This is a genomic window from Synechococcus sp. F70.1 (assembly GCF_047502745.1).
Taxonomy (GTDB): Bacteria; Cyanobacteriota; Cyanobacteriia; order Thermostichales; family Thermostichaceae; genus Thermostichus.
Genome location: NZ_JANSJL010000116.1, coordinates 21,279 through 46,485, shown reverse-complemented (window position 1 = coordinate 46,485; position 25,207 = coordinate 21,279). Strand labels below are relative to the sequence as shown.

The following is a 25,207-nucleotide window of genomic DNA, read 5'->3' as shown; positions in this document are numbered from 1 at the left end:
AATGGCGTTGTCTCTGTCCCTTGCCCCAGTCCTGCTGTCAAGCTGTCAACGGCTAGAGTGTGAGGTTGGCTTTGCATACTGGTTCCTAAGCGAGGGAGGGTAGGTTATCTATGGACTTTTCTCCACTTCACTCAGATCCTACTCAGCCCCTGCCGCCGCCTCAGAAAACGCAGCTGACGCCCCAACGAACGCTTTCGGAAGTCCCTAGCCGTCTGCATCTGGATCCGCCCAAAGAAGGGAAACATTTCCGTCTCTGGCCGCGTTTACAGCGCCGGGAGTCCATCTCACGGCTGCGGGGGAGCCAGTCCGCTAGCGGCCTTCCCATCCACCCTCCTTTGCCTGTGCTGATCCAAGAGGTGGTGGAAGATTTAGAGGAAGAAGAAGTGCCCCGCCCTTCTAGAGGAGTTTCGCCCCTGGTGGCTTTGCTGGTTTGGGTGCTCTCTTGGGTGGGGATTGGCTTTGGGGTGCGCTGGCTACTCTGGCCAGAGGATCTGTCGCTGCCCAAAGCTGAAAAGAAACTTGCTTTGGTGGACTTGGCCCAGCTACCCCTGATTCCCGAGGTGGGGGAAGAGTCGTATTCAGGTGGGGTGACTCCCCCTGAGTTAGCGCTGGGGTTGACCACTCCTTCGGTGGAGGAACTGCAAGTTGAGCCCCTTGAAAATGTCCCCAACCCGCTGGATAGCCTGCAAACTCCTCCCAGCCAGGAGACATGGGTGGAGAAATTGGCAGCTAGCCTGGAGCGTCCCTCCCAAGACAAGCTGCCCCGGGCGGTACCTTTGACCGGCAGCGATCCCGACTCGCTGGGGCCAAACCGCGGCGAGGGCACTTTCTTGGTGCTGACCACCTACTCTGGGGAGGAGAGCTTGGCGCAGGCTCGCCGCATTGCCCGTGACGCCTTTGTTAAAGAGGTGAACGGCCAAAAGTTTGTACAGGTAGCAGCCTTTGCACAACTAGAATATGCCCGCTACCATGCCGAGACCTTGAAAAATCAGGGCTTTAACGTCACGATTGTCGAGCAGTAGCTTGGGCCGTTGAGTTGCAATCACCTTTGGCCTCCCCACAGCTCTTCTAGATAAGCTTGGCAGCGGCGTAGAAGCTGGCGGCTTTCTTCAAAGGTCATTTGTTCCAAAGCTTCGGCGTAGGAGCACCAGCGGTAGGCAGCCACCTCCTCTGGTTGAACCTGTAGCTCAGGGGGAGGGAACTGGGTTGGCAGGAGAGCGACGTAGTAGGTAACGGTCTTGGCCACGGCATTCCCGGCGGAATCGGTGAAGGTGTAAGTCTCCTGCAGCGATAGAGGCTCGGACTGGCCCGGCAACACTAGAAAGTGATACTCGGTCAGGCCGGTTTCCTCGCGCAGCTCCCGCTGGGCTGCCGCCAGCTCGCTCTCACCCTCATCTTTGTGTCCTTTGGGGAAGGCCCAGTGCCCCTTTTGGTGCTGGATAAGCAGATAGAGATGGGATCCCTGGGCAGGTGGGAGGGGAAGCACTGGGATCACGCCGTAGGCAGCATCCGTCAGCATGAAAAGATTCTAGCTTTCCTGCCCCCCAAATCCTAGGCCTCAGCAAAGAGGGAGGATGTCAGCTGCTCGTCTCCCCACCCTCTTCTTGGTCGGTGGGGTTTGGGATTCTGAGCTGAGCTTCTTGGCCCCTGAGAGCAGCAGGCTAAGCCTAAGGTTTTTCCCGTAGCCTGGAGAACAGGTACACCCCATCGCGATGGTAGAGCAGTCGAAACGAGGCTTCATTTTGTAAAGCTCGGATCAGAGCATGGGAGAACTCTAGGCTGCTGCGCCATCCCGGATGGCGGCTGTTCAGTAGCACATAATCAAAGGGATCCCATTGGTCAGGGGGGGATCCCTTAAAGCGGCTTTCGTCGGTAAAGTAAATAACCCGCCGGTGGGTGAGGTGGGGGCAGATCTCGTGGGTGGTGAGAACGCCCCCTTGAGTGGTGATCTGGGCAAGGGCCTCTCGAGTGGCCTGCCAAGTGTCGAGAGACTGGAGATAGATAGATCCGAAAAAAGTGTATTTGCCCAGAGCCAGAAAAGCCAGCAGCGACCAGGTCAGGGCCGCTTTCTTGGCAAAGCGAGCTTGAAAGCAAGGCGTTTTCATCCTTTCAATAATAGCCAGAAATAAGAAGGGGACAACAGGCAGCGCATACTGGTGCACCAGATCCCGATAGGCAGGATTGCTGGAGAGAATGTTCAGCCCTAAAGTTGGCAGAGCAGGGATCCAGGGATCCCAGTGGCGCCAAGAAAGCCCCCAGGCCACGGGGATAATCAACAAAAATCCATAGAATAGGGTATCGAGAGAGAAGAATTTGCCCAAGACTAATGTTGGCTTGAGCACCAAGTTTTGGATGATCTCAGAAACAGAGCTGCCCAGATAGCTATAGTGGGAGATGGCCGCTGGCTCGCTGCCGCTAAAGTGAGGGATAACCCAAAAAGTGGCTATGCCAAACCAGGCTGAACCTAACGCTATGGCCACCCAGCCGGCCACCTGGTAGCGCTGTTGCCAGCGCTTCTGGATTCGCCTGCTTTCGAAAAGCAGTAGCCAAACTCCCAGGGCAACAACATTGAGAGACAACACTGCCTTGCAGCCAAGGATACCGCTCAGGCACAGCAAGAACCCCCACAGGTTGGCAGAGCGAATGCAGAGTATAGTTGCCAAAAAAAGGGGAACGGCCAACACTTCTGGGTGAAAATCAAAAAGGTTGGCGTTAAAGATAGCCGGGTAGAGAAGATAGGCGGCGGCAATGGTCTTCGCCTTCCCCGGATCAATCTCGGCCCGGAGCGCAAGATGGTAAACGGCCAGCGCTCCCAAAGTTAGCGCCAGAGATTGGATGCCGAACAGCCAATAAACCGAGGGGACAATGCGGTACAAGAAACTGATGGGATATAGGATGAAGGCCGCATGATCTCCGAGGATGTGGATCCCTCGGATGGTGGAAAAAGGAACTTCTCCACGGCTAATTAGATAAATTGATTGGTCAAAAATTCCGAGGTCGTAGCCGCCCGACTGAAATAAGTGATGCCGCACAACGCTGCAGCTCAAAAGAGCCAAGAAAGCGCAGAGCAGCATTGCCAACAAAGACATAGGCAGAGGACGATCCTTCAACACTCGCCAAGACTGGGGGATCCCACCGGAGCAGATCCAGTTGCTGCCAACGAACTGTCGGTTCTACCCACCGAAGCCGTATTGCCATCGCAAAAGCTAGGGATTGCTTGAACCCAGACGGCAGTGCAGACAGCTTGGCCCGAAGTCTGAGGAAAAACCCCGACAGTCTTGCTAGAAGAGGCACCGCGACCGTCCACCGATGAGAAGGAGAGTTGGCCATTGTCTCGGCTGTGGAGGCAGCGCAGAAGCTTGAGAAGGTCTAAAGTTTTGCTTTCTTTCCACCGCCTCTCTTTAGGATACAGGCAGGCCATCCAAAGCCGCTGGGTGGGAATTCTGCATGGGTGAAGCCATTCGCTACGACCTGCTTTTGGTGGGGGGGAGCTGCTCGAACCTAATCCTGGCCCATCGCCTTCTGGATCTAGCCAAGCTCTCTGGGCTTAAAATCTCCATTGCCATTTTGGAAAAAGCCCGGCAATTTGGTGGGCACATTGTCAGTGGCGCTATCTGCAGCCCCCAGGTGATTGCCAAGCTTTTCCCGGATTTTGAGAGCCAAGGATTTCCCCACGAGGGGCGGGTGGAGGTGAGCCACCTGAGCATATTGGGATCCCAGGAACGGTGGGACTTGCCAGAGGCAGTGATCCCAAAGGGGTTGCGCAAACAGGGGCAGCTCATCCTCACCCTCAGCCATGTCATTCGCTGGCTGGCCGAAACCCTACAAGAAAAGGCTAAAGGGATCCCCAACGTCACCCTGGACGTATTCCCTGGCTTTGCTGCCCATGAGATCCTCTATGAGGGGGAGCGAGTCATTGGGGTGCGGGTGAGCGACTCCGGCCAGGTTTATGAAGACTGTGTCTTTGCCGAGCTCACTTGTTTTGGCGACAAGGGGTTTATCTCTAAGGACCTGATCGAAAAGTTTCACCTGCGCCCCCGCCCGCAACTGTGGTCAGTGGGGGTCAAGGAGCTGTGGCAGATTCCTGGCTCACTGCAGGGGCAGGTGTGGCATACCCTGGGCTACCCCGTTTTGGATGGCAGCTTTGGCGGCGGCTTTGTCTATGGTCTCAAAGATAACCGCCTGGCTCTGGGCCTCATCATTGGCCTCGACAGCAAAAATCCCAACCTCAACCCGCAGCAGCGCCTGCAGGAGTTCAAAGCCCACCCCTGGATCCAGTCCCTGATTGCTGGCGGCAAGTTGCTCAAGTACGGGGCGGCTGTCATTCCCGAAGGGGGCTACTACAGCTTGCCCACCCGCTTTGGCGTCGAAGGGGCCTTGCTCTTGGGCGATGCCCTGGGGGTGCTGGATGTGGGCAGCCTGGCCGGGATCAACAACGCCATGGAGACCGGCTACCTAGCAGCGGGCCTCATTCACGACGGCTTCTTGAAAGGAGATCTGCGGATCCAAGAGGCCTACCAAAAGGCGGTGGTGGAGAGCTCCGTTGGCCAAGATCTCTACCGTAGCCGCTACTTCCGGGAGGCCTTTTTGGAAAACCCCCATCTGCTGGAAGCGTACCTGCCCCAGATCTGCCGCAGCGTGGATGCCGGCCACCCTTGGCTGGGATCCCTGCGCTGGGGCCTGCAGGATCCCGTGCGTCGCGGTAGGGAACTCCTGCGTGCCTATACCCTGCTGACGGGACGGGTCAGCGCCAGCGAGCCACCCCCACGGGGATATGTGGCCCCCCATGCCGCCATCCAGGCGGACTTTGTGGCCCCCAGCGTTGTGGATCCCGAAACATTGACCACTCGAGCGGGCTATTTCTCGCGATCCGAGGCCGTCTTTTTTGCGGATCCCCGCTACCCCGAAGGCAACCGCCATATCCTCGAGTTTAGCGCCGACACCTGCCGCCAGTGCATTGCCACCTACGACCAACTTAACCGCCCTACCCCCTGCGTGGCCGATTGCCCGGCAGAAGTCCACCACATCCGGGAACGCAACGGCCTCCGCTCCCACGCCATGGCTTTGGAAAACTGCATCCAGTGCCGCACCTGCGAGATTGTCTGCCCCTATCTCAACTTGCGGGTTAACCCCAGCTACGAGGGATCCGGCCCCGATTTCTACGGGCTGTAGTGTCCTCTAGGTTGGCTAGGGCAGCTCTCTGGCCAGTTGGGACGGCCAACCACTAGAATCCCAGTCTGGACTCTAGAGGAGACAGTTCTTGGCCAATCCCTTTAGCCAGAGGCAGTCCTCTTGGAGGAGGACGGGGCCCTTTTTGGGTAGCTACACCCTGAGCCTAGATCCGCACCACCTGTGGGTGCCCTTGGCCTGTTTTGGGGATGGGCTCTGTATTTGGCTGGCCTTCGGGGCAGCTTACTGGCTGCGCAGCCTAGGCCCTCACCAACTTTTGCCGTGGGATGTTTACGCTGGCTTGGGGTTGCTGACCGTTCTCAGCTACTGGGGCGTTCAGGCCGGTTTGGGAGGATACGGCGAATCAAAGCGCCTATCTCGCTTCGAGGAATGGGCCAGCTTGCTGCTGGGGCTGGGGGTGACCTTTGGCCTGGTGCTGGCAGGGGCCTTCTTCGTGCGCTCCGTCTCGCTCTCACGCTTGGTGGTAGGCTATGCTGGCCTGCTGGCTCTGCTCGGCTTGACGGTAATGCGGGCAGCGCTGCGGCTGGGCATGGGCTGGCTATACGCCCGCGGTCAGGGGAGGCGACGGGTCATCTGGGTGGGATCCGGACTGCTTTTGGCCGAGGTGCTGGAGCGGCTAGAGCGCTGTCCGGCCTTGGGGTTCGAGATCAAGGCTTGGGCCGTGGCTGGGGATCCCTCGGCGCCAGAGCCGGGGCCTCTGCAGAAGCTGGAGCGGCTTGAGCCCGCTCATCTGGTGGCCTATGTACAGGCTCACCCTGAGATCCAGGAGGTGTGGTTTGGGCAGCCCCAGTTGGCCTCTGCGCCCCTCTTGCTGAGCTTGCAAGCCCTCTCCGTTCAAGTGCGCCTGGTGCCAGAGCTTCTCAGCTTCTTAACCGTTAACCTCCAGTTCCACTCTCTGGATGGGATCCCGCTGCTGACGCTGCGGCAGCCCCCTCTGCGCTATGCCCACAACCGTTTCCTCAAGCGCGCTGTAGATATCCTAGGGGCCTCCCTGGGTCTGGTGTTGCTTAGCCCGCTCTTCCTGGTCATCGCTCTGCTGGTGGCCTGCAGCAGCCCTGGCCCCATCCTGTATTGGCAGGAGCGGGTAAGCTTGGACGGGCGGCGCTTTTGGATTGCCAAGTTCCGCACCATGCGGGTGGACGCCGAAGCCTCTGGCCAGCCGGGCTGGACGCGCCCTGGGGATCCGCGCCGAACCAAGATAGGAGCCTTTTTGCGCCGCACCAATCTGGACGAGCTTCCCCAGCTTTGGAACGTTTTGAAGGGGGAAATGAGCCTGGTGGGCCCCCGCCCCGAGCGGCCCTACTTCGTGGAGCAGTTTAGCCAGGAGATCCCCAAGTATCCAGATCGGCACTTGGTGAAAAGCGGCCTCACCGGCTGGGCCCAGATCCACGGCCTGCGGGGAGACACCAGCATTGCCCGCCGCACCCAGTATGATCTCTACTATGTGCAAAACTGGTCTCTGTGGCTGGATCTGCGCATCCTGGCCATCACCCTCTGGCAAGGGATCTGCGGACGGTTGAACGGATATTAGGGGTTGCTCATGTCCTCCTTGCCCACGCCCCAAGAGCTCCTCTACGAGGGCAAAGCCAAACGGGTCTACCGCACCGCCGATCCCCAGGTTTACCTCTGTCAGTACAAAGACGACGCCACGGCTTTTAATGCCCAAAAGCGGGGATCTATCGCCGGCAAGGGGGAGGTCAACTGCACCGTCTCTAGCCGGGTGTTTGCCTACCTGGCGCGGCAAGGGATCCCCAACCATTTCTTGGCCCAGACCGGCCCCACCGAGATGCAGGTGCGCGCCCTGCGGATCCTGCCTTTGGAAGTGGTGGTGCGCAACCGTGCTGCTGGCAGCCTCTGCAAGCGCCTGGGCCTGGATCAGGGGCTTCCTATCCAGCCGCCGCTGGTGGAGTTCTATTACAAAAACGATGCTTTGGGGGATCCCTTGGTGACCCCAGATCACATCCGCCTATTGCAGTTGGCCACGCCGGAGCAGGTGGAGCGCCTCGGATCCCTGGCTTTGGCCATCAACAACCATCTGCAGGCTTTCTGGCGAAGCTGCCGCCTAGAGTTGGTGGACTTTAAGCTGGAGTTTGGCCTGGACGAGAAGGGAGAGATCCTGCTAGCCGACGAGATTAGCCCCGACACCTGCCGTCTTTGGGATCTAGAGGGAGCTGAGCCACGAGTGCTGGATAAAGACCTCTTTCGCTTTGATCTCGGCGATCCGGCAGCCGGCTACCAAGAGGTGCTGCAGCGGGTGCTCCAGGTTACGGATCCCAATCTCCCCTCTCCCTTTGGGAAAGGGGTTGGGGGTGGGGGCTAGAATACTGGCGACATACCCTGCTACACCCGGCACCTTGACGGGATCCCCTGTGACTTCTCCCCGCCCCGACGACCGCTTCCGCCGTCAACTGGCTAATCTACTGGACACCTGGGTGGAGCAGGGGCTAATCCAGCCGGAGCAACGGGATCGCCTGCGGGAGTACTACCAGCTAGAGAGCTTGCCGCGAACAGCCGGCAGCCGCTTTACCCTGTTGCTGCTGCTGTTTGGCGCCGTGCTAGTGGGCTTGGGGGCGATCTCCTTCGTGGCCGCCAACTGGGACGCCATTCCCCGCTGGGCCAGAGCCTTGGGATCCCTGGCTCTCACGCTGGGGCTGCAGGGGGCCGGCTTTCGGCTTAGGCAGCAGGGCTCCCCGCGCTTGGGCAGCGCCTTGTTGATTGCCGGCGAGCTGTCTTTGGGGGCTGCCGTTGGCCTGACGGCCCAGTGGGTTCAAATCGGGGGATCCCCGGCGGGCTTGTTCTTGGCCTGGGGGCTGGGCAGCCTGGCCATGGCCTACAGCTTGGTCCACACCCCCAGCGGCATCTTGGCCTGTCTCTTATTCGCCCTGGCTGGGATAACTACCCTGTGGGAGGAGGGGATCGGCTCGGCTCTGGATCCTCTCTACCCCTGGCTGGCCCTTGGCCTACTGCTGCCCCTTGCCTATGGGTGCCGCTCCCGTTGGATCTTGGCTTTGGCATTGGTGAATTTCGGCCTGGCGCTAGAAAGGTTGGCAGGGCGCTGGGACGGGTCTGCAGAAAGCTTGACCCTCTGGCTGCTGCTTGGTCTTGCTGTCGTCTGGGGGCTGGGCTTTTGGCACCAACGCCGTGGGCAGTGGCTAGGCCAGATCTTGACCGGAGAAGATGGCCAGGAGGGCGAGCAGGAGCAAGGCTTGGATCTGGGCCCGACGGCGGAGGGGCTGGCCTTCCTGGGGTTGGGCTTTCTCCTCTACCTCTGGAGCTTTCGTGAGCTTTGGGACCGGGATCTCAAACCTGTACCCTTAGTCCAAACTGTGGATCCCTGGGCGGGCCTGTCGGCAGCAGGATTGCTATTGCTAGCCGGTTGGAGCTGGTGGCAGGGCTGGCAGGCAAAGAGTTCCCAGCCCGTTTCTGCTTGGCTGAAGGATGCTGCTGTTCTGATTTCTCTGGTTGCCTTGGCGCTTTTGCTGGGGATCCGCAGCGCCCTGCCTTTGAACCTAACCGCAAAGGTAGCCTTGGCCTTCTTTGCTCCCTGGATCGTGACCCTTTTGCTCGTGGGATTGTCGGCAGTGCTCTGCTGGGAAGGGCTGCAGCAGGGGCGGCGGAGCCGCTTCTGGCAGGGGCTATTGGGCCTGACCTTGGTGGTGCTGACCCGCTTTTTCGAGTACCAGACCAACCTGATGACCAAATCGGCGGTGCTGGTGGTCTGTGGGATCGGCGTGATCTGGCTGGGGCTGAAGTTTGAGAGACGTATCTTCAATGCCTAGGAATCTTTCCTTTGGCTTTCTCAGGAGCTCAAGAGTCAAGAGAAGTTTACAAAAAATCGCGACACTTAGGGAACTTACTCTTCTCTAAAAAGTCTTTGTTGGTAGAAAGTTTCTTGGAGAACGTCAATGAAAAAAACAGGCCTGGGCCTAGGTATACTGGCTCTAGTCTCTTTTGGTTTCTGGAGCTATGGCCCTTCCTCGATTGCCTCTGGTAGAGATCTGTTTCGGGGGCACTTTCCGGTAGCGCAAGCTCCAAGGCCGGCTGTGCCAGCAAGGCCCAGGACTCCAGAACCCGCGCCCTCCCCTGTTCCCGAAACTGAGGCCATCGATGAGCTGTTCCGCCAGATCCCCATTCTCCCCTCTCCAAGACCGTTGCCCACGCTCCCCTGCCCTCGGCCCATGAGGTTGCAGTCGGTGAGGCTGCAGGCTCCGCCACCCAGCCCCGCTGTTCCTTTGCAGCCAGAGATTCCAGCCACCATTTGGAGCAATCTCCAGGGTCCTTATGGAACTACCAACTGGTCAGAACCAAACCCAGATAAAGTCTTTGCTCACACTTTTCAGTGGAATCCTCCTTGTAAAGCAGGCTGCCGGCTGGGAGGTACTCTGACGTTTGCCTACCGCAACAATTTGCCGGCTAGCAGCAACAGTTCTCCGGATGCGGGCAACGACAAGTACTACGTGTATAATATAACGGCGGCACTCTAACTCAATGGGGGTTCCTATACGCTTCACCTGTTAGTTCGACAGCTCAGACTTTTACCAAAACCCTAACGCTCTCGCCCGCTGAAGTTGCCAACAACACGGTTACGTTGGTGGTTCAAGACGACACGGCTGTCTTGGAAGCTAAGGTGGAGCTCAACTACTGCTGCTGTGAATGTGAGTTCCCTATCTGAGGCAAGTCCTTGGCAGCAGTAACGGCAGAGGGGGGGATCTAAAACTCTCCCTGCCGTTTTTCTTTCCCTTGGCCAGTTTCCCGAGAGCTAGCCAAGAGAATTTAGCAGCGAGCCTGGGCAAAGATCTCCTGCAAGATCTCGTCGGCTCCCTGCTGCTTCAGCTTCTCCGCCAGGGCCACCCCAACCGCTTCCGGATCGGCGGTGGATCCCGTCTGGGTATCGCGGATGAGCCGTCGCCCCTCTAGGTCGGCCACCATGCCGGTCAGGTGCAGCTCTTCCCCTCGAACTTGGCTGTGGACGCCGATGGGCACCTGACAGCCCCCCTCCAGCGCCCGCAGGAAAGCTCGCTCGGCCAAACAGCGGGCTGTCGCCTCCGCATCAGCCAAGGGTCGGATGAGCTCCAGAATCCGCTCGTCCCCCTGCCGGCACTCGAGCCCCAGGGATCCCTGGCCAACGGCGTACAGGGACACACTGGGATCCAGCACCTCGTGGATCCGGTCGGTTTTGCCCAGCCGCTTTAGGCCGGCCACCGCCAAAATCAGGCCATCGTACTCCCCCCGCTCCAGCTTGGCCAAGCGAGTGTTGAGGTTGCCCCGCACGTCCTTAAACTGCAAGTGGGGAAAGGCGTGGCGCAGTTGGGCCAGTCGCCGTAGCGACGAAGTGCCAATCACCGTCCCTTCGGGCAGGGTGGCCAGTTGGTAGCCACGCAGCTCCTCCCGCAGCACCAGCGCGTCCAAAGGATCCTCCCTCTGCGTAATCGCTCCTAGTACCAGGCCCTCTGGCAAACGGGTGGGCAAATCCTTGAGGCTGTGCACTGCCAGATCGCTGCTGCCGTTGAGCAGACTGACCTCCAACTCCTTGGTAAACAAGCCCTTATCGCCAATTTTGGCTAGCGCCACATCTAGGATGATGTCTCCCTGGGTGGAAAGCGTGTGCAGCTCCAGCGGCAATCCTGGATGGTGGGCCTGCAACTGTCCCATTACCCAGTAGGTCTGGGCCAAAGCCAGCTCGCTTTTGCGGGAGGCGATCCGCACTGGCTGGGCAGCCCCTGCCGAGGGCCGCAAGGGAGCCAGTTCGCTCATGGCTGCTGCAAAATCCGAGAACACCGTCTTTTCACGCTAACTGACTTCGCGCCGCCGCAGGGCAGCGACCTTCAAGATCCTTAACCAAAGCTGCCATTGCCCCTAGCCCAGACTTTACTGCAGGGATCCCAGCCGGTAGGATAAAGTAGGTGAGTTCGCCGGCTCAGCAGGAGAGGATTTAGTCGGTTGAGCTTCTCTTCCCCAAGTCCAGAGTTTTTGAGGGGAGATTTCCCCGTCTGCTTGGTCATCTGCCTGGCATAGGTCTTATGGAAGAAAACAACGTCGGCAACGGCACTCAGTTACTGCTCAAGCGCACCATCCCTGTTAAGGTGGTGGTCACCCCCCTCTGGAAGAAAGAAATGCGGGAGCAATTGGAGCGGCAGATTGAAGCCACCGATGCTCAGATACAGCAACTGGAGTTTCAGGGTAAGCGGGCCATTGCCGAAATCGAAAAGCAAAGCCCTAACCCCAATAGCCCTCAGGTGCTCCAGCAGGTGGAAGCAGTGAAAAGCCGCGTGAACGAGCAAAAGATTAGGCTCCTGGATCAGAAAAACCAGTTGCTCCAGCAGCTCAACCAACTGAGCGACCTGGAACTGAACCAGGAGGTGCTGCAGGGCAGCGTGGAGAGCTTCTTCTACGTGCAAAAGGGAGACAACCTGATTCAGAAAATGCAGGTGGAGATCCTGCTTGAAGATGGGGTCATCAAGGAAATTCGTGGCAACCCATGAGCTCCCCATTGGGGCAGGAGGGATCCCTTGCTGCAGGGGTGGCAGCCCAGGAGCTTAGGTTTTCAGCCCAACTCGGTGGCAACCCGGTGGTGACTATTAACGACCTCTGAACAGCCGCCAGGCCTAGGTTTAGGCAAGCCGGTTGATTTGGGCAAAGCTGTTCGACAAGATACTCCCCATGTCTGAGTTTGTCTGGTCAGAGGCGGTTCCCCTTGAGGATCTGGATCTCCCCGAGTGGTTGCTCACCTCAGCCCAGCGCCGCCGGCTTAAAGCTCTGCTAGTTTTGGCGATGGTGTGGGGGGTAGTGAGCCTGATGCATCAGGTAGCCGTGGCCCGTTGGCTTACTGTTGGCCTAGCTACCTTCATGGTTATCCACGTCAACCGCCTGTTTCGCCTACAGCCGGCAGAGCCGCCGCCTCCCTTGCGGCTTCACCCCCTGGAAACCCCAGTTGGAGACGAGGTTGACAAGGGATCTCCCAACCTTCCCTCAGAGGCTTTGGCCTTGCAGGAGCCACCTCTGCCGCGGGTAACGGTGCTGATCCCGGCCAAAAACGAGAGCGCTGTGCTACCGCGGCTGCTGCACAGCCTTAGCCAGCTGGACTACCCTCGCAGCCATCTAGAGCTCTGGGCCATTGATGACGCCAGCAGCGATGCCACCCCAGACATCCTGCAGGAGGCCCAAAAATGGCTGCCGCACCTCCGAGTTTACCGGCGGCCCCCAGGGCGAGGGGGCGGCAAGTCTGGCGCCCTTAACGAGGTCCTCCCCCTGACCCAGGGAGAGATTATCCTTGTCTGTGATGCCGACGCCATTGTGCCCTCGGATCTACTGGTTCGCACCCTGCCTTTATTTGCTCAGCCTCCTCGTCCCGGTCGGCGGGCAGTAGGTGCTGTACAGGTGCGCAAAGCCCTGAGCAACCCCGACGTCAACTTCTGGACGCTGGGCCAGGTGGCAGAGATGGCCTCCGATGCCTACTTGCAACAGCAGCGGGTACTCATCGGGGGTATTGGCGAACTGCGGGGCAACGGCCAGTTGGTACGGCGGGATGTTCTGGAAAAGTGCGGCGGCTGGAACGAAAGCACCCTCACCGACGACCTGGACCTCACCTTGAAGCTCCACCTGGCAGGGGTGGATATTGCCTTCCTCACCGAGCCCGCTATTGTCGAAGAGGGGGTTACCTCTTGGAAAAGCCTTTGGTACCAGCGCTGTCGTTGGGCAGAAGGGGGTTACCAGCGTTACCTTGACTATTGGCCAGGGGTCCTCAGCGGGCGCCTAGGCATGGCCAAGACTGTTGATCTCTGGGCTTTCTTTATCTCCCAGTATCTGCTGCCCATGGCTTTGGTTCCCGATACCCTCTGGGTGCTGTTGACGGGCCACTCCTCAGTGCTGCTTCCCCTGAACGCTCTAGTTATGGGATCCCTGACCCTGGCCTTCTATCGCGGCCTACGCCAGGTGGAGGGGCTACGCGGGTGGCAACTGTGGTGGCGTACGGTCCTGGGGTTGCTCTACATGCTCCACTGGCTGCCGGTTATGATTGTCACCACGGCTCGGATGTGTGTGCAACCCAAACGGCTGAGGTGGGTGAAGACCGTTCACTATGGCCACTGAACCTGCTCTGTTTTTCCCTGCCATCCTGGTATCCTAGTTCAAACGCAGCTACTCCCTACCCAGCCTAAGTATGGCTCGCCTCTACTACGATACCGACGCCAACCTAGAGTTCCTAAACGGCCAGACGGTGGCCATCATTGGCTACGGCAGCCAGGGGCACGCCCACGCTCTCAACCTGCGCGACAGCGGTGTCAACGTCCTCGTCGGCCTCTACCCCGGCAGCCCCTCTTGGCCCAAAGCCGAGCAGGAGGGGTTGACCGTCAAGACGGTGGCCGATGCAGCTGCTGCTGCTGACTGGGTGATGATCCTCTTGCCGGATGAAGTCCAAAAGGCTGTCTTCCAAAGCGAGATCCGCCCCCATCTGCGGCCGGGCAAGGTGCTTCTATTTGCCCACGGCTTCAACATCCACTTTGGCCAGATTCAACCCCCCCCGGATATCGATGTCATCATGGTGGCTCCCAAAGGCCCTGGTCACCTGGTGCGGCGCACTTACCTAGAGGGGCAGGGGGTTCCCTGTCTCTTTGCTGTCTATCAGGATGCCTCCGGGATGGCGCGGGAGCGGGCCATGGCCTATGCCAAGGCAATTGGCGGCACTCGAGCTGGCATCCTCGAGACCACCTTTCGGGAAGAGGCCGAGACCGATCTCTTCGGCGAGCAAGTGGTGCTCTGCGGCGGCCTTACGGCCCTGATCAAAGCGGGGTTTGAGACGTTGGTGGAAGCAGGCTATCAGCCGGAGCTGGCCTACTTCGAGTGCCTGCACGAAGTTAAGTTAATTGTGGATCTCATCGTCGAGGGGGGGCTGGAGAAAATGCGCCAGAGCATCTCCAACACGGCGGAATACGGCGACTACACCCGTGGCCCCCGCCTCATCACGGAGCAAGTCCGTGCCGAGATGAAGCGCATCCTTGCTGAGATCCAAAGTGGCCAGTTTGCCCGCGAGTTTGTCCTAGAAAACCAGGCAGGTAAACCCGTGTTGACTGCGATGCGCCGCCGCGAGGCCGAGCACCCCATTGAGAAAGTGGGCAAGGAGCTGCGGGCCATGTTTAGCTGGCTGAAAAAGTAAGAAGTTCTTGCTAGGCAGGTCTTGTGCTGGATCTAAAGCTGCTGCGGGATCGCCCGGAAGAAGTGCGCCAAGCCCTGAACAAGCGCGGGGCCGTCGCCGATTTGGACAGGATCCTAGAGCTGGATGGCAAGCGGCGCCAGTTGGAGACCCGGCGCGTTGCTCTGCAGGCCGAAAGCAACAGCCTGGGCAAGAAAGTGGGCGAGCTCATCCGGCAGGGGGCGGATCCCCAGGGAGCGGAAGTGACGGCCCTGCGGCAGCAAGGAGCAGATCTCAAGGCTGAGATTGCCCAGCTGGAGCAGCGGGAGCGGGAGCTGGAGGAGGAGATACGGACTCTTCTCCTCACCCTGCCCAATCTGCCCTTACCCAACGTGCCGGTGGGCCAGGATGAGACGGGAAACGTGGAGGTGCGCCGCTGGGGGGATGCGCTAAAACCTACCCACCCCGTTCTTCCCCATGACGAGATTGCCGAGAAGCTGGGCCTCTTGGAGGTTGGCCGTGCCGTCAAGGTAGCCCAGAGCCGCTTTGTGGCCATGGTAGGGGCAGGAGCAGCTCTGGAGCGGGCTTTGATTGCCATGATGCTGGAGCGCCACATTGCCGCTGGCTACACCGAGGTGATCCCTCCTTTTTTGGTCAACAGCGCCGCCTTAGAGGGGACAGGGCAACTGCCCAAGTTTGCCTCAGAGAGCTTTCGCTGTGCTGAGGACGACCTCTGGCTAATCCCAACGGCAGAAGTGCCCCTCACGAACCTGTACCGGGATGAGGTGATCCCGGCCGAACGTCTGCCGCTTTATTTTTGTGCCTACACACCTTGCTTTCGCCGCGAAGCCGGCAGCTATGGCCGGGACACCAAGGGCCTAATCCGGCTGCACCAGTTTCAAAAGGTAGAGTTAGTCAAGATTACCCATCCCCAGCAATCGGAGGCCGAGCACGAAAAACTCGTGCAGGATGCTGAGGCCATCTTACAGATGCTGGAGCTGCCCTACCGGGTGGTGGAGCTGTGTACCGGCGATCTCGGTTTTTCGGCGGCCCGCTGCTTCGATCTGGAAGTGTGGTTCCCCTCCCAAAACCGCTACCGCGAGATCTCCAGTTGCTCCAACTGCTGGGATTTCCAAGCCCGCCGCGCCAACCTGCGCTACAAAGAGGCTGGGCAAAAGGGTACCCACTTCGTCCACACCCTCAATGGCTCCGGTTTGGCGGTGGGACGGACTCTAGCCGCTCTGTTGGAAAATCACCAGCAGCCAGACGGCTCGATCCGCATTCCCCAGGCGCTGCGTCCTTTTCTAAGCCCTCGCTTCCTAACAGAAGACGGCACTCTCCAGAGTGCTCCCTGAGCCTTTCTATAGACTTCTTGTTCAGGAAGGAAGGGCGCTGCCGAGGCTTAAGCTAGCCTGGACTAAGTGCCCCTTCTCAGGCAGGGGATCATGTTGCCAAAGCATCGTCCCAAGCAACTGTCACTGGGCCCTCTGGAGTCGGAGATCCTTGAAATCCTTTGGGATCTCGGCAGTGCCAGCACTCGTCAAATCCACGAGCGCATTCTGGCCGACCCGGATCGGGAGCTGGCTTATGCCTCGGTAACTACCGTTTTGCGGCGCCTGAGCCAAAAGGGCTGGGTAAGCTGTGAGCGGCGCACCGATGCCGAGGGGCGGTCTTTGCCAATGCTGTGGCGGCCCCGTCTCTCTCGCCAGGAAGCTGCTAGCCTAAGAGCCTTTGCCCACTTGCAGCAGTTTTTGGCGGTGAGCGACCCAGACACCGTGGCCGCCTTTGCCGACAGCCTGGATCAGGCCAGTGTTTCCCAGTTGCAGGCAATTGCCGAACGGCTGCGAGCAGCCCGCCAGGCTAGGAGGGATCCCCAGTGAGCCACCTGGGCATGTTGCTGTTGGGCTTGGCCTTCAGTTGGCTGTGGCGAGCCCAAGTGCGGCTAGATAGGGCGGGCTCCTGGGCGCAGCGCTGGCAGTGGGCCTGGATCCACTTCTTGCTGCCGCCCCTGTTTTTGCTAACAACCGCCCTGGCTTTGGCCTGGATGGGGCCACGGGGACAAATGGCTGGAGCGGGAGGGTGGTTTTCCTACGGCTGTGCGCTGTTGGTACTGGCGGCAGCCACAGGCCTGGCCTTGCGCTGGATTGGGGAGTACTGGTGCTCCTGTCAACGCGCCCACCGGCAGGCCCTGGCGCAGCTGAATTTGTGTGGCTTTTCGGCTTACGTTTTGGACTTGGAGATCCCTTTTGCTGCCCAGGTAGGCGTGTGGAACTCGCAACTGGTAGTTAGCCGCGGCCTGCTGCAGCAGTTGGATGAAGAACACCTGCGGGCAGTGCTGATCCACGAAGAGGCCCATCGCCACTACCGCGATACCCTGTGGATGTTGGCGGTGGGCTGGCTGCGCCGCCTTAGCGCTTGGCTGCCGAATACGGAGCTTCTCTGGCAGGAGTTGCTGACCCTGCGGGAACTGCGAGCGGATCGCTGGGCGGCCCAGCGGGTGGATCCCTTGGTGCTGGGAGAGGCGCTGCTGCAGGTGGTGAGCTATGGGAGGGGACAGCAGCCGTCAAATGCCTGGGTTGGCTTTGCCCTGGAAATGGACCCCCCTCCAGGAGGGCGCCTGCAAGAGCGCATTGAGGCTTTGCTGCAGCCCAAAGGGCCTGAGGTCTCCGGGCCCTCGCCGTCTCGGGAGAGTTGGGGTTGGCTAGGGTTGGCGCTGTTGCCCCTGCTCGCTATTCCCTTTCACACCTAAAAGTCCAGCTCTGCCTAGTGGCTGCTGCACAGGGGTGGGCAGTTCTTCTTGAGGGCTGAGGGTCTCCAGCGCTGGCAAGGCTGAACCTGGCATTGCCGCAGGGGCAGGGCTCGCGGCGGGATTGACAAGAGCCAACTCCTGCAGCGCCGCTTGGGCTGGCTGAAACTGGGGGTCTAGCTCTAGGCAGCGCTGCCAACTAGCCTGGGCCGCTTCCCGCTGGCCAGTCCGCAGTTGGGCTAACCCCAAAGTATGCCAAAAGGCAGGCCGCTGGGGCTCAAGTTCTATGGCCCGTTGGGCGTCGGCTAAAGCCAGCTCCAATTTCCCCAGCTTCAGGGCTTCCCAGGCGCGGTTGTTGAGGGCCACTGCGTCCTCGGGGGTCAGCTGCAAAACCCGCGAGTAGGCCTCCACCGCTTTTTCTGCCTCTTTCAGGTCGCCATAGACCAGTCCTAAGGCAAACCAGCCCCAGGGATCCTGCTCATTGAGGCTGGTTCTCTGCCGACTGGCAGCAAGGGCCTCCTCCAGCCGACCCAAGCGCCGCAGGCTTGTGATCTGGCCAAACCAGCAGGCTACGCTGCCAGGACGCTGCTGCAGTAGGCGTTGGAACTGCTCCAAACTAGCCTCGTACTGCCCCAACGCTTGCAGAACCGCCGCCAGGGCATAGCGGGCCGGAAAGTTCTCTGGCTGGATCTTCAGGGCCTCCTCGAAGTGGATGCAGGCCTCTTTGAGGTAGCCCAATTTCTGGAAAGCCACGCCGCGGGCATACCAGCCTTTGGGGTTGTCAGGGTCATAGCGCAGGGCGCGTTCCAGGGCTTTGCTGGCTAACCGGTACTGCCCCAGGCGCAACAGGGCCACGCCCAAGTTGTATAGCGTCACGGGATCCCGACGGCGCAGTCGCAGCGAGCGCTTGTAACACTCAATGGCTGAGCGCAGCCGCTGGCAGTGGAGCAGAGCATTCCCTTGGTAGCGCCAGACCCGCGCGCTCCTGGGATTGAGCTTCAAGACCCGGGCAAAACTGGCCGCCGCTGCACTGGGCCGCCGCAGCCGTCGCAGGGCAATCCCACGCGCCAACCAGCTGCGGGGTTGCTTGGGGTTATGTCGCAACGCCTTGTTCAAGCTGTTGAGGGCCAGCTTTGGCCGTTTGAGTTGCAGCAGACGAATGCCGCGATTGTGCCAGGCCAAGGCATCTTCGGGGTTGCTCTCCAGCACCCTGTCGTAGTTGACCACCGCCGCTTTGTACTGGCCCAGGCGCCCCAGAATTAGGGCCAAGCGCAGCCGCGTCTCCTCGTCATAGGGGTTAATGCTCAGGGATCCGTGGTAGCTGTCGATTGCCTCGCGGTAGCGGCCTAACTGCACCAACACGTCGCCGCGCCGACTCCAGGCCAGGGCAAAGTTGGGATCCATGTTCAAGGCGCGGTCGTAGGCAGCTAGAGCCTCGGTTAGGTTGCCCCGCTTGCGCCATTCCTCCGCTCGCTCAAACTGGATATCGGCGCTATTCCACTGAAACAGGCGCTGAAGAAATTGCAAAATGGCAATCTTGCGTGCCCCTTCCTCTGGCGTGGCGGAAGGCAGTTCGCCGGTGGCAATGCGCAGGATGGCTAGCTGAATGGCTCGTAGAAAAGCTTGGAACCCCCGCACTTCCTCATCCTCAGGAGGTTCCTCACGGCGGCGGTAGTGCAGCCGAAATCGCTGGAGATCCCCAGGGGCGGGAAAGCTGGGGTCCAAAAAGTGCATCAGCTCGCGGGCCCGGTACTCAAACAGCACCGGGTCTTCCTCAGAGCCGCTAAAATCCACCAGCGGCGCTTCTGCCAGGGGCTGAGGCAGCTCAGTGGGCGTGTGGAGCAGGGTCAAGAGACGCTGGTTTTGCCGGGGCGGGGCGTGGGAGAAGCCACTGTAGAGCTCATCTCGGGGCCAGGGATTGGCAACAAACTCCGGCGAGGCCACCACCCCAATCCAGCGGCACTGCTCGATGGCCAGTTGCAGTTCCAGCTTGCGGTTATCCCCGGGTTGCAGCATCCAGCGATCGAACCAGACCTTGAACCCCTCTTGGTCCAGCCGCTCGGCCAGTTGCCGTACCCAGCGGGTCTGGGCGCGGTGGTAGCGCAGGAAGAGATCGAATTTGTAGGGTCCTGAGGACATGAACGCCCCCTTGCTGCCTCCTTCCAGCTTATCTTTGCTACTGCCTCAGTGGCTTGGGGCTGTAAAATATCGCGAGGACAGCGCTCCCCCTCCCAGCGCTTCTGTGCTACGTCTTTTTCCGTGAAACCCGTTCCCCTTGGCACCCGTGGCACTTGGCAAGGGATCCCTGGCCCTGAGCACACGGCAGAGGCCCTGGGCAATCCCGGTGTGCAGGTCATCGCCTCCCCGGCTCTGCTGGCGCTGATTGAGCGATGTGGCCACACCACCTTGCAGCCCTTCTACGAGGCAGAAGAAGCTGCCGTCGGGATCCGCTTTGCCCTGGAACACCGCTCGGCGGCGGTAGTGGGGGATCCCTTGCAGGTTGAGGTTGAAGTCGTGGCTGTGGAGGGAAGGCGCGTTCAGTTTCAGGCAGAGATCACCCAGCAGGGGCGACTGGTGATGCAGGGATCCTATACCTGTCAGGTGATTGATTTGCCCCGTTTTCTAGCCCGCTATGGATTGACGGCAGGGGATCCCAGTCGGTGCTCAAGCTCCTAGGGGGATAGCTGCTGGCCAGCTTTGCGGGAGTTTGCCTCATGGGGCAACCTCGCCAACAAGCTAGGGGGCTAGCGGCTACTTTCTTCTATCCAGAGCGCGGCAGACGCTGTCTTTACAGAGATCCACCCCCAAGCAGAGCCCCAGAGCAAACCCCTGCTAGACTGTTGAATTGAATTAAAAAGCTGGCCAGTCTTCTGATGCAGGCGCTCCAGGTTGAACGCTCGGTAGGGGGGAGAGGACATCGTGGCAACGGGGGCCTACGCACTGGTGGATAGCTTACATCGCCATGGGGTGCAGCACATTTTCGGCTATCCGGGAGGAGCGATCCTGCCCATTTACGACGAGCTGTACAAGGCCGAATCCCAAGGGCTACTCAAGCATTTCCTAGTCCGCCACGAACAGGCCGCTGCCCATGCTGCCGATGGCTACGCCCGCGCTACCGGCAAGGTGGGGGTGTGCTTTGCCACCTCGGGGCCGGGGGCAACCAATTTGGTGACAGGCATCGCCAACGCCATGATGGACTCTGTGCCTCTGGTGGCCATTACTGGCCAGGTGCCCCGCCATTTGATTGGTACTGATGGCTTTCAGGAGACTGACATTTTTGGCATCACCCTGCCCATTGTCAAACACTCCTACGTGGTGCGCGACCCCCGGCAGATGGCCCGGATTGTGGCCGAGGCCTTCCACATCGCCAGCACGGGGCGACCCGGTCCAGTGTTGATCGACATCCCCAAAGATGTGGGCCTGGAAGAGTTCGACTACCAGCCGGTCAGTGAGGTCCATATCCCCGGCTACCGGCCCACTGTGCGGGGCAACCCTCGCCAGATCCACGCGGCAGCCAAACTGATCCTGCAGGCCAAGCGACCCTTGCTCTACGTGGGCGGCGGGGCCATCATCTCCGGAGCCCATGCTGAGATTGCGGAGCTGGCCCACACTTACCAGATCCCGGTAACCACCACCCTCATGGGCAAGGGGGCCTTTGATGAGAATGATCCCCTCTCAGTGGGGATGCTGGGCATGCATGGCACGGCCTACGCCAACTTTGCTGTTACCGAGTGCGACCTGCTCATTGCCCTTGGAGCTCGCTTCGACGACCGTGTAACCGGCAAGCTGGACGAATTCGCCAAGCATGCCAAAGTTATCCACGTCGATATCGACCCAGCGGAGGTGGGCAAAAACCGCGTCCCTGACGTGCCGATTGTGGGAGATGTGCGCACCGTTTTGGTGGAGCTGTTGGCGCAGCTAAGCAAAATGCCCTACACCCCTGGCCAAACGCAAGCTTGGCTGGCGCGGATCGAGCGCTGGAAACGGGAGTACCCCTTGCAGGTGCCCTCCTATGAGGGCGTGATCGCCCCGCAGCAGGTCATTGAGGCGTTTCGGCGCCATGCTCCCCACGCCTACTACACCACTGATGTGGGTCAGCACCAAATGTGGGCGGCCCAGTTTCTGCGCACTGGACCCCGCCGCTGGATCTCCAGCGCCGGCTTGGGCACCATGGGCTACGGCTTTCCAGCAGCCATAGGAGTCAAGGTGGCCCTGCCTCACGAGGAAGTCATCTGCATCAGTGGCGATGCCAGCTTTCAGATGAATATGCAGGAGCTGGGCACGGTGGCCCAGTACGGCATTGCCACTAAGGTGGCCATTATCAACAACGGCTGGCAAGGCATGGTGCGGCAGTGGCAACAGGCTTTCCACGGCGAGCGCTATTCTCACTCCGACATGGCGGCGGGCATGCCAGATTTTGTCAAGCTGGCCGAAGCCTTTGGTATCAAGGGCATGCGCGTCGATCACCCCGATCAAGTGGACGACGCTATCCAGGAGATGCTGCGCCATGAGGGGCCAGTAGTGGCTGATTTTGTGGTCAAGCGGGATGAGAACTGCTACCCAATGGTGCCTGCTGGCAAAGCCAACTACCAGATGATTGGCCTGCCGGAAAAGCGGCAACTGGAGCAGGCTGCCGAGTTGATCTATTGCCCCAACTGCGGCGCTAAGAACCCCAGCTCGCACAAGTTCTGCCCCGAGTGCGGCGCCAAGCTCTAGAGCCAGGGATCCCTGCAGAGATCCCCGGCTTTAGCTGGGGGTGGTTGGAACTCCAGCCCTTCTGGGCACTCTAGAGCGGCCGGTAAACCCGGTAGTTGATATTGGGGAAGATGTTGTCCATATATTCCACCTTGGCCAGCCACTGCTCATCTTCGGGCGTAACTTTTTCCCGCCGAAACTGACCCGCTTGAATCTTCTCGTAGAGGTGGTTAAAGCGCAGTAGATGAGACTTGGTGCGGCGTACCGCGTAGGGAACCATCGTCCCCGTGCGCATGATAAAAGCCCAGTCCGAGGATTGAGCTAGCATCAGCTCCCGCGCTGCCTGGTTTAGGGCTCGCCACTCTAGGTCATCGGCGGGCTCACGGCGGCTCAGCTCAATCATGCGCTCGGTAGCCTTGTGGAGGTGGGGATAGATCCAGGCATTGGTGGGGTTGAGCCAGTACTCGTGGAAGCCGCGCGCCCCCCAGCTAGACTGAGCAGGTTTGCACACCTGGTGGGTAGGGTTCTCCCGCAGGTACTCCGCCAGGTGGGTCATGCGATAGGTATTTTGGTCGAAGTAGCTCTTGCGGATGAGGAAATCCAAAAACCAAGGTCCCTCATACCACCAGTGACCGAAGAGCTCGGCATCGTAGGGAGCCACCACCAACGGCGGGCGTCCCATGACGCTGGACAAGTACTCGATTTGCCGTTGGCGGTTGAACATGAAGTTGCCGGCATGTTCGGCTGCTTTCTCTCGCGCCCAGTAGGGATCGTAGAGTTCCTTCTGCCCCAGATCCAGGTTGCGCCCGGTGATGCGGTGGTACTTGATGCCGGTGTTCTTCCGCTGGCCATTGGGCATGATGTAGGGCTTGATGTACTCGTAGTCGGCCTCGTACCCCAGGTCTTTGTAGAACTCGCGATAGACGGGATCCCCAGGGTAGCCCACCTCCGCCGACCACACCTGCTGGGAAGACTCGTGGTCGCGACCGAAGACGGCAACGCCGGTCTCGGTAAAGATGGGGGCGTACATGCCGTAGCGGGGCCGTGGCTTGGCATATAGCAGGCCGTGGGCGTCGGTAATCATGTAGCGCAGCCCAGCATCGGCCACCATCCGCTCCAACCCCTGGTAGTAGGCGCATTCGGGTAGCCAGACCCCCCGCGGCCATTGGCCAAAGTGCTCGTTGTAGTGCTCACAGGCTACTATCAACTGCGCCCAGACTGCCTGGGGATACATCTGCATCAGGGGCAGGTAGGCATGGGTAGCGGCACAGGTGATGATCTCCAGGTTGCCGCTGTCTTGAAACTGCTTGAAGGCCTGCACCAGATCCCGGTCGTACCGCTCCCAGAGATCCCGCACCATGGCAAATTGCTTGATGTAGTGCTCCGCCAGGTAGCGAATGTGGCCGTTGTGGGCATTCTTGTCGTACTCCAGTTGGGCTAGCTCTTCCAACTTGCTGAGGTAGTGGTCGTAGCGCTCCTGCAGCAAGGGATCCCGCAGCATCGACACCAGAGGTGGCGTCAGGGACATGGTGAGGCGAAAGTCAATGCCATCTCTCCGGAGCCCCTCAAACATGTGCAGCAGCGGGACATAGGTCTCGGTAATGGCTTCGTAGAGCCATTCCTCTTCCAGCACAAAGTCCTGCTCGGGGTGGCGCACAAAGGGCAGGTGCGCGTGGAGTACCAGGGCAAGATAACCCAAACTCATAGGTAGAAGATAGCGGAGTAAGCTCGCCTTCCTGGGCAATAAAAAAGAGCGGGATCGCTACCTATCGTCCAGCATTTCCCCCTTGTGGTCAAGGGCGGGGATCGCTGGGGATCGCTGGCTGGATCAGCGGTGACGAATGAACTCGTAGATCTCTAGGTATTCTTTGCCGGGGTAGTTCCAGGAGTAGTCGTAGCTCATGCCCTGGATTTGCAGCTGGCGAAACTGGTCGGGAGCGGTGTACCACAGGTCAATGGCCCGATCCAGCGCCGACTCCAGAGCCGCGTGATCTGTGTGGTAGAACACGTAGCCATTGCGTTGCTCCGGCAATTTGCGAGTGTCGTAGTCGCGGTCGAAAACCGTATCCGCCAGGCCGCCCACCCCTCTCACCACGGGCACTGTGCCGTACTTTAAGCCAATCATCTGCGTCAGTCCGCAGGGTTCGTAGTGGCTGGGCACCACGAGGATATCTGCCCCTGCATAGATAAGGTGGGAGAGCTCTTCGTTGAAAGCTAACTCGATGTGAACATCGGGGTTGTCGTTGAGGTAACGTTTCTCATGGGCAAACCAGGCGCCAATTCCTGGCTCGGTGGCGGATCCCAGCAGGACAAACTGAGCATTTTTAAACAAGGAGCGATAGATGGCATGATGCACCAGATGTACGCCCTTTTGCTCATCTAGCCGCCCGATATAGGCCACAATAGGCTTGTCAACATCGCGTAGCCATAGCCGCTCCCGCAGGGCTTTCTTGTTTTTGGCCTTGTTTTCTAAAGTCTGTGCAGTGTATTGAAAAGGGATAAAACGGTCAATCTCGGGGTTCCAAATGTCGTAGTCAACGCCGTTTAAAATGCCGCGAAACTTGTGCTGGTGCAAGTAGAGCGTGTGTCCCAGTCCATAGCCGTAGTCGCCAAATCGTGCTTCCAGGGCGTGGGTGGGTGAGACTGTTGTTACAAAGTTGGAAAAGACAATCCCCCCTTTCATAAAGTTGAGGACAAAAGGGTTGAAGTTATCGCGCAGGCGGTCGTAGTGGAAGTAATAGGGCTCGCGATTGAGTCCCGTGGCCCACAGAATTTCTGGCCCCCCAAAGCCCTGATGCTTAAAGTTGTGAATGGTGTAGCACACCCGCTGGTTTTCCATGCCGTGGTACTTATAAATCTCAAACAGCAGCACCGGCACCAGGCCTGTCTGCCAGTCGTGACAATGGATGATGTCGGGGCGCTTGTTGCTTTTGAGGAGAAACTCCAGGGCAGCCTTGCTGAAAAAGGCAAAGCGCATGTTGTCATCTGGGCAGCCGTAGTAGCAGCCGCGGTTAAAAAAGTTATCGCTGGAGTGGGGCTCAATGAAAAAGCAAAGGCGGCCATGCACCCAGCCGCAGTACACCGAGCAGTGAATAGCCCCGCCATACCAGGGCACCCAGAGGTCGCGGTAGGCGTCGTGCAGGCCCCAGATTTGGTCGTAGCGCATGACGTCGTATTTGGGCAGAATCAGCTCGACGCAGTGCCCCCGCACTTCTAGCTCCCGGCTGAGGCCGTACACCACATCCCCCAGCCCACCTGCCTTGATGACTGGGGCACATTCCGACGCAATCTGCACGATGTACATTCTGCAATCCCCCGCAGCATCGCCTTACCTTTCTTCACAAAATAATCCCTCCCCCCTTGTGAGCAGATCTCCCGCAAGGCTAAAAAAGGATCCCGCTGGCGGGATCCACGGAGAGCTACTTCCAGGGTTGGCCAGGGGCTCCCTC

19 protein-coding genes are annotated in these 25,207 nt (G+C 59.6%); 13 read left to right on the top strand and 6 right to left on the bottom strand.

Going from position 1 to position 25,207, the window contains the following annotated elements; genetic code table 11:
* The first annotated feature begins 110 nt into the window (after nucleotides 1-110).
* Complete coding sequence (locus tag NW860_RS11035) at nucleotides 111-1,022, top strand: hypothetical protein (RefSeq protein WP_414514185.1); 912 nt, start codon at nucleotides 111-113, stop codon at nucleotides 1,020-1,022.
* Nucleotides 1,023-1,042: 20 nt separating this feature from the next.
* On the opposite strand, the gene NW860_RS11030 is transcribed toward NW860_RS11035, so the two are convergent.
* The gene (locus NW860_RS11030; protein ID WP_414514183.1) at nucleotides 1,043-1,519 is read right to left on the bottom strand and encodes a bis(5'-nucleosyl)-tetraphosphatase; all 477 of its coding nucleotides are present in this window, start codon (nucleotides 1,517-1,519) and stop codon (nucleotides 1,043-1,045) included.
* 148 nt (nucleotides 1,520-1,667) lie between these two features.
* Nucleotides 1,668-3,089 (bottom strand): DUF2079 domain-containing protein, encoded by a 1,422-nt coding sequence (locus NW860_RS11025; RefSeq protein ID WP_414514181.1) that lies wholly within the window; start codon nucleotides 3,087-3,089, stop codon nucleotides 1,668-1,670.
* Between the two features lie 358 nt (nucleotides 3,090-3,447).
* Here NW860_RS11025 and NW860_RS11020 point away from each other — a divergent pair, with 358 nt between their 5' ends.
* From NW860_RS11020 to NW860_RS11005, 4 genes are all read left to right on the top strand, one after another.
* Entirely contained in the window at nucleotides 3,448-5,172 is a 1,725-nt protein-coding gene (locus tag NW860_RS11020) for an electron transfer flavoprotein (protein ID WP_414514179.1), read from the top strand.
* 142 nt (nucleotides 5,173-5,314) lie between these two features.
* Nucleotides 5,315-6,721: a sugar transferase gene (locus NW860_RS11015; protein WP_414514177.1), complete on the top strand. Its 1,407-nt coding sequence runs from the start codon at nucleotides 5,315-5,317 to the stop codon at nucleotides 6,719-6,721.
* Nucleotides 6,722-6,730: 9 nt separating this feature from the next.
* Nucleotides 6,731-7,510: a phosphoribosylaminoimidazolesuccinocarboxamide synthase gene (gene purC / locus NW860_RS11010; RefSeq protein WP_414514176.1), complete on the top strand. Its 780-nt coding sequence runs from the start codon at nucleotides 6,731-6,733 to the stop codon at nucleotides 7,508-7,510.
* 49 nt (nucleotides 7,511-7,559) lie between these two features.
* Nucleotides 7,560-8,969 (top strand): DUF2157 domain-containing protein, encoded by a 1,410-nt coding sequence (locus tag NW860_RS11005; protein ID WP_414514174.1) that lies wholly within the window; start codon nucleotides 7,560-7,562, stop codon nucleotides 8,967-8,969.
* Between the two features lie 994 nt (nucleotides 8,970-9,963).
* On the opposite strand, the gene hemC is transcribed toward NW860_RS11005, so the two are convergent.
* On the bottom strand, nucleotides 9,964-10,944 hold the full coding sequence (hemC, locus tag NW860_RS11000) for a hydroxymethylbilane synthase (RefSeq protein ID WP_414514172.1): 981 nt from the start codon (nucleotides 10,942-10,944) through the stop codon (nucleotides 9,964-9,966).
* A gap of 266 nt (nucleotides 10,945-11,210) precedes the next feature.
* Here hemC and NW860_RS10995 point away from each other — a divergent pair, with 266 nt between their 5' ends.
* From NW860_RS10995 to NW860_RS10970, 6 genes are all read left to right on the top strand, one after another.
* Nucleotides 11,211-11,672: a YlqD family protein gene (locus tag NW860_RS10995; RefSeq protein WP_414405981.1), complete on the top strand. Its 462-nt coding sequence runs from the start codon at nucleotides 11,211-11,213 to the stop codon at nucleotides 11,670-11,672.
* A 178-nt stretch (nucleotides 11,673-11,850) separates the two neighbouring features.
* A complete protein-coding gene (locus NW860_RS10990; RefSeq protein WP_414514169.1) occupies nucleotides 11,851-13,278 on the top strand; it encodes a glycosyltransferase family 2 protein in 1,428 nt (475 codons plus the stop codon).
* Nucleotides 13,279-13,348: 70 nt separating this feature from the next.
* Nucleotides 13,349-14,341, top strand: coding sequence for a ketol-acid reductoisomerase (gene ilvC, locus NW860_RS10985; RefSeq protein ID WP_414412296.1), 993 nt, complete (start codon nucleotides 13,349-13,351; stop codon nucleotides 14,339-14,341).
* A gap of 23 nt (nucleotides 14,342-14,364) precedes the next feature.
* The gene (serS, locus tag NW860_RS10980) at nucleotides 14,365-15,672 is read left to right on the top strand and encodes a serine--tRNA ligase (RefSeq protein WP_414514167.1); all 1,308 of its coding nucleotides are present in this window, start codon (nucleotides 14,365-14,367) and stop codon (nucleotides 15,670-15,672) included.
* A 90-nt stretch (nucleotides 15,673-15,762) separates the two neighbouring features.
* Complete coding sequence (locus NW860_RS10975) at nucleotides 15,763-16,197, top strand: BlaI/MecI/CopY family transcriptional regulator (protein ID WP_414393902.1); 435 nt, start codon at nucleotides 15,763-15,765, stop codon at nucleotides 16,195-16,197.
* An 11-nt stretch (nucleotides 16,198-16,208) separates the two neighbouring features.
* Nucleotides 16,209-17,066, top strand: a complete 858-nt coding sequence (locus NW860_RS10970; RefSeq protein ID WP_414514165.1) for a M56 family metallopeptidase — start codon at nucleotides 16,209-16,211, stop codon at nucleotides 17,064-17,066.
* On the opposite strand, the gene NW860_RS10965 is transcribed toward NW860_RS10970, so the two are convergent.
* On the bottom strand, nucleotides 17,019-19,202 hold the full coding sequence (locus tag NW860_RS10965; protein ID WP_414514163.1) for a tetratricopeptide repeat protein: 2,184 nt from the start codon (nucleotides 19,200-19,202) through the stop codon (nucleotides 17,019-17,021). The two genes, NW860_RS10970 and NW860_RS10965, sit on opposite strands and share 48 nt — an antisense overlap.
* 120 nt (nucleotides 19,203-19,322) lie before the next feature.
* On the opposite strand from NW860_RS10965, the gene NW860_RS10960 reads away from it, so the two are divergent.
* Together NW860_RS10960 and ilvB are read left to right on the top strand one after the other, a co-directional pair.
* Nucleotides 19,323-19,739 (top strand): thioesterase family protein, encoded by a 417-nt coding sequence (locus NW860_RS10960; RefSeq protein WP_414393908.1) that lies wholly within the window; start codon nucleotides 19,323-19,325, stop codon nucleotides 19,737-19,739.
* 243 nt (nucleotides 19,740-19,982) lie between these two features.
* Nucleotides 19,983-21,779 carry a biosynthetic-type acetolactate synthase large subunit gene (gene ilvB, locus NW860_RS10955; RefSeq protein WP_414514161.1) on the top strand — a complete coding sequence of 599 codons (1,797 nt, stop codon included), beginning with the start codon at nucleotides 19,983-19,985 and terminating at the stop codon, nucleotides 21,777-21,779.
* A 70-nt stretch (nucleotides 21,780-21,849) separates the two neighbouring features.
* Here the strand turns inward: ilvB and NW860_RS10950 are convergent, their stop codons facing one another.
* Entirely contained in the window at nucleotides 21,850-23,463 is a 1,614-nt protein-coding gene (locus tag NW860_RS10950; protein ID WP_414405974.1) for a glycoside hydrolase family 57 protein, read from the bottom strand.
* 123 nt (nucleotides 23,464-23,586) lie between these two features.
* Nucleotides 23,587-25,062 carry a glycogen synthase GlgA gene (gene glgA, locus NW860_RS10945; RefSeq protein ID WP_414393913.1) on the bottom strand — a complete coding sequence of 492 codons (1,476 nt, stop codon included), beginning with the start codon at nucleotides 25,060-25,062 and terminating at the stop codon, nucleotides 23,587-23,589.
* Nucleotides 25,063-25,207: the final 145 nt, after the last annotated feature.

Bases quoted from the DNA above. Each gene is read 5' to 3' on its own strand.
- NW860_RS11035 (WP_414514185.1), top strand. From the start codon at position 111: ATGGACTTTTCTCCACTTCACTCAGATCCTACTCAGCCCCTGCCGCCG.
- NW860_RS11030 (WP_414514183.1), bottom strand. From the start codon at position 1,519: ATGCTGACGGATGCTGCCTACGGCGTGATCCCAGTGCTTCCCCTCCCA.
- NW860_RS11025 (WP_414514181.1), bottom strand. From the start codon at position 3,089: ATGTCTTTGTTGGCAATGCTGCTCTGCGCTTTCTTGGCTCTTTTGAGC.
- NW860_RS11020 (WP_414514179.1), top strand. From the start codon at position 3,448: ATGGGTGAAGCCATTCGCTACGACCTGCTTTTGGTGGGGGGGAGCTGC.
- purC (WP_414514176.1), top strand. From the start codon at position 6,731: ATGTCCTCCTTGCCCACGCCCCAAGAGCTCCTCTACGAGGGCAAAGCC.
- hemC (WP_414514172.1), bottom strand. From the start codon at position 10,944: ATGAGCGAACTGGCTCCCTTGCGGCCCTCGGCAGGGGCTGCCCAGCCA.
- NW860_RS10995 (WP_414405981.1), top strand. From the start codon at position 11,211: ATGGAAGAAAACAACGTCGGCAACGGCACTCAGTTACTGCTCAAGCGC.
- NW860_RS10990 (WP_414514169.1), top strand. From the start codon at position 11,851: ATGTCTGAGTTTGTCTGGTCAGAGGCGGTTCCCCTTGAGGATCTGGAT.
- ilvC (WP_414412296.1), top strand. From the start codon at position 13,349: ATGGCTCGCCTCTACTACGATACCGACGCCAACCTAGAGTTCCTAAAC.
- NW860_RS10975 (WP_414393902.1), top strand. From the start codon at position 15,763: ATGTTGCCAAAGCATCGTCCCAAGCAACTGTCACTGGGCCCTCTGGAG.
- NW860_RS10970 (WP_414514165.1), top strand. From the start codon at position 16,209: ATGTTGCTGTTGGGCTTGGCCTTCAGTTGGCTGTGGCGAGCCCAAGTG.
- NW860_RS10965 (WP_414514163.1), bottom strand. From the start codon at position 19,202: ATGTCCTCAGGACCCTACAAATTCGATCTCTTCCTGCGCTACCACCGC.
- NW860_RS10950 (WP_414405974.1), bottom strand. From the start codon at position 23,463: ATGAGTTTGGGTTATCTTGCCCTGGTACTCCACGCGCACCTGCCCTTT.
- glgA (WP_414393913.1), bottom strand. From the start codon at position 25,062: ATGTACATCGTGCAGATTGCGTCGGAATGTGCCCCAGTCATCAAGGCA.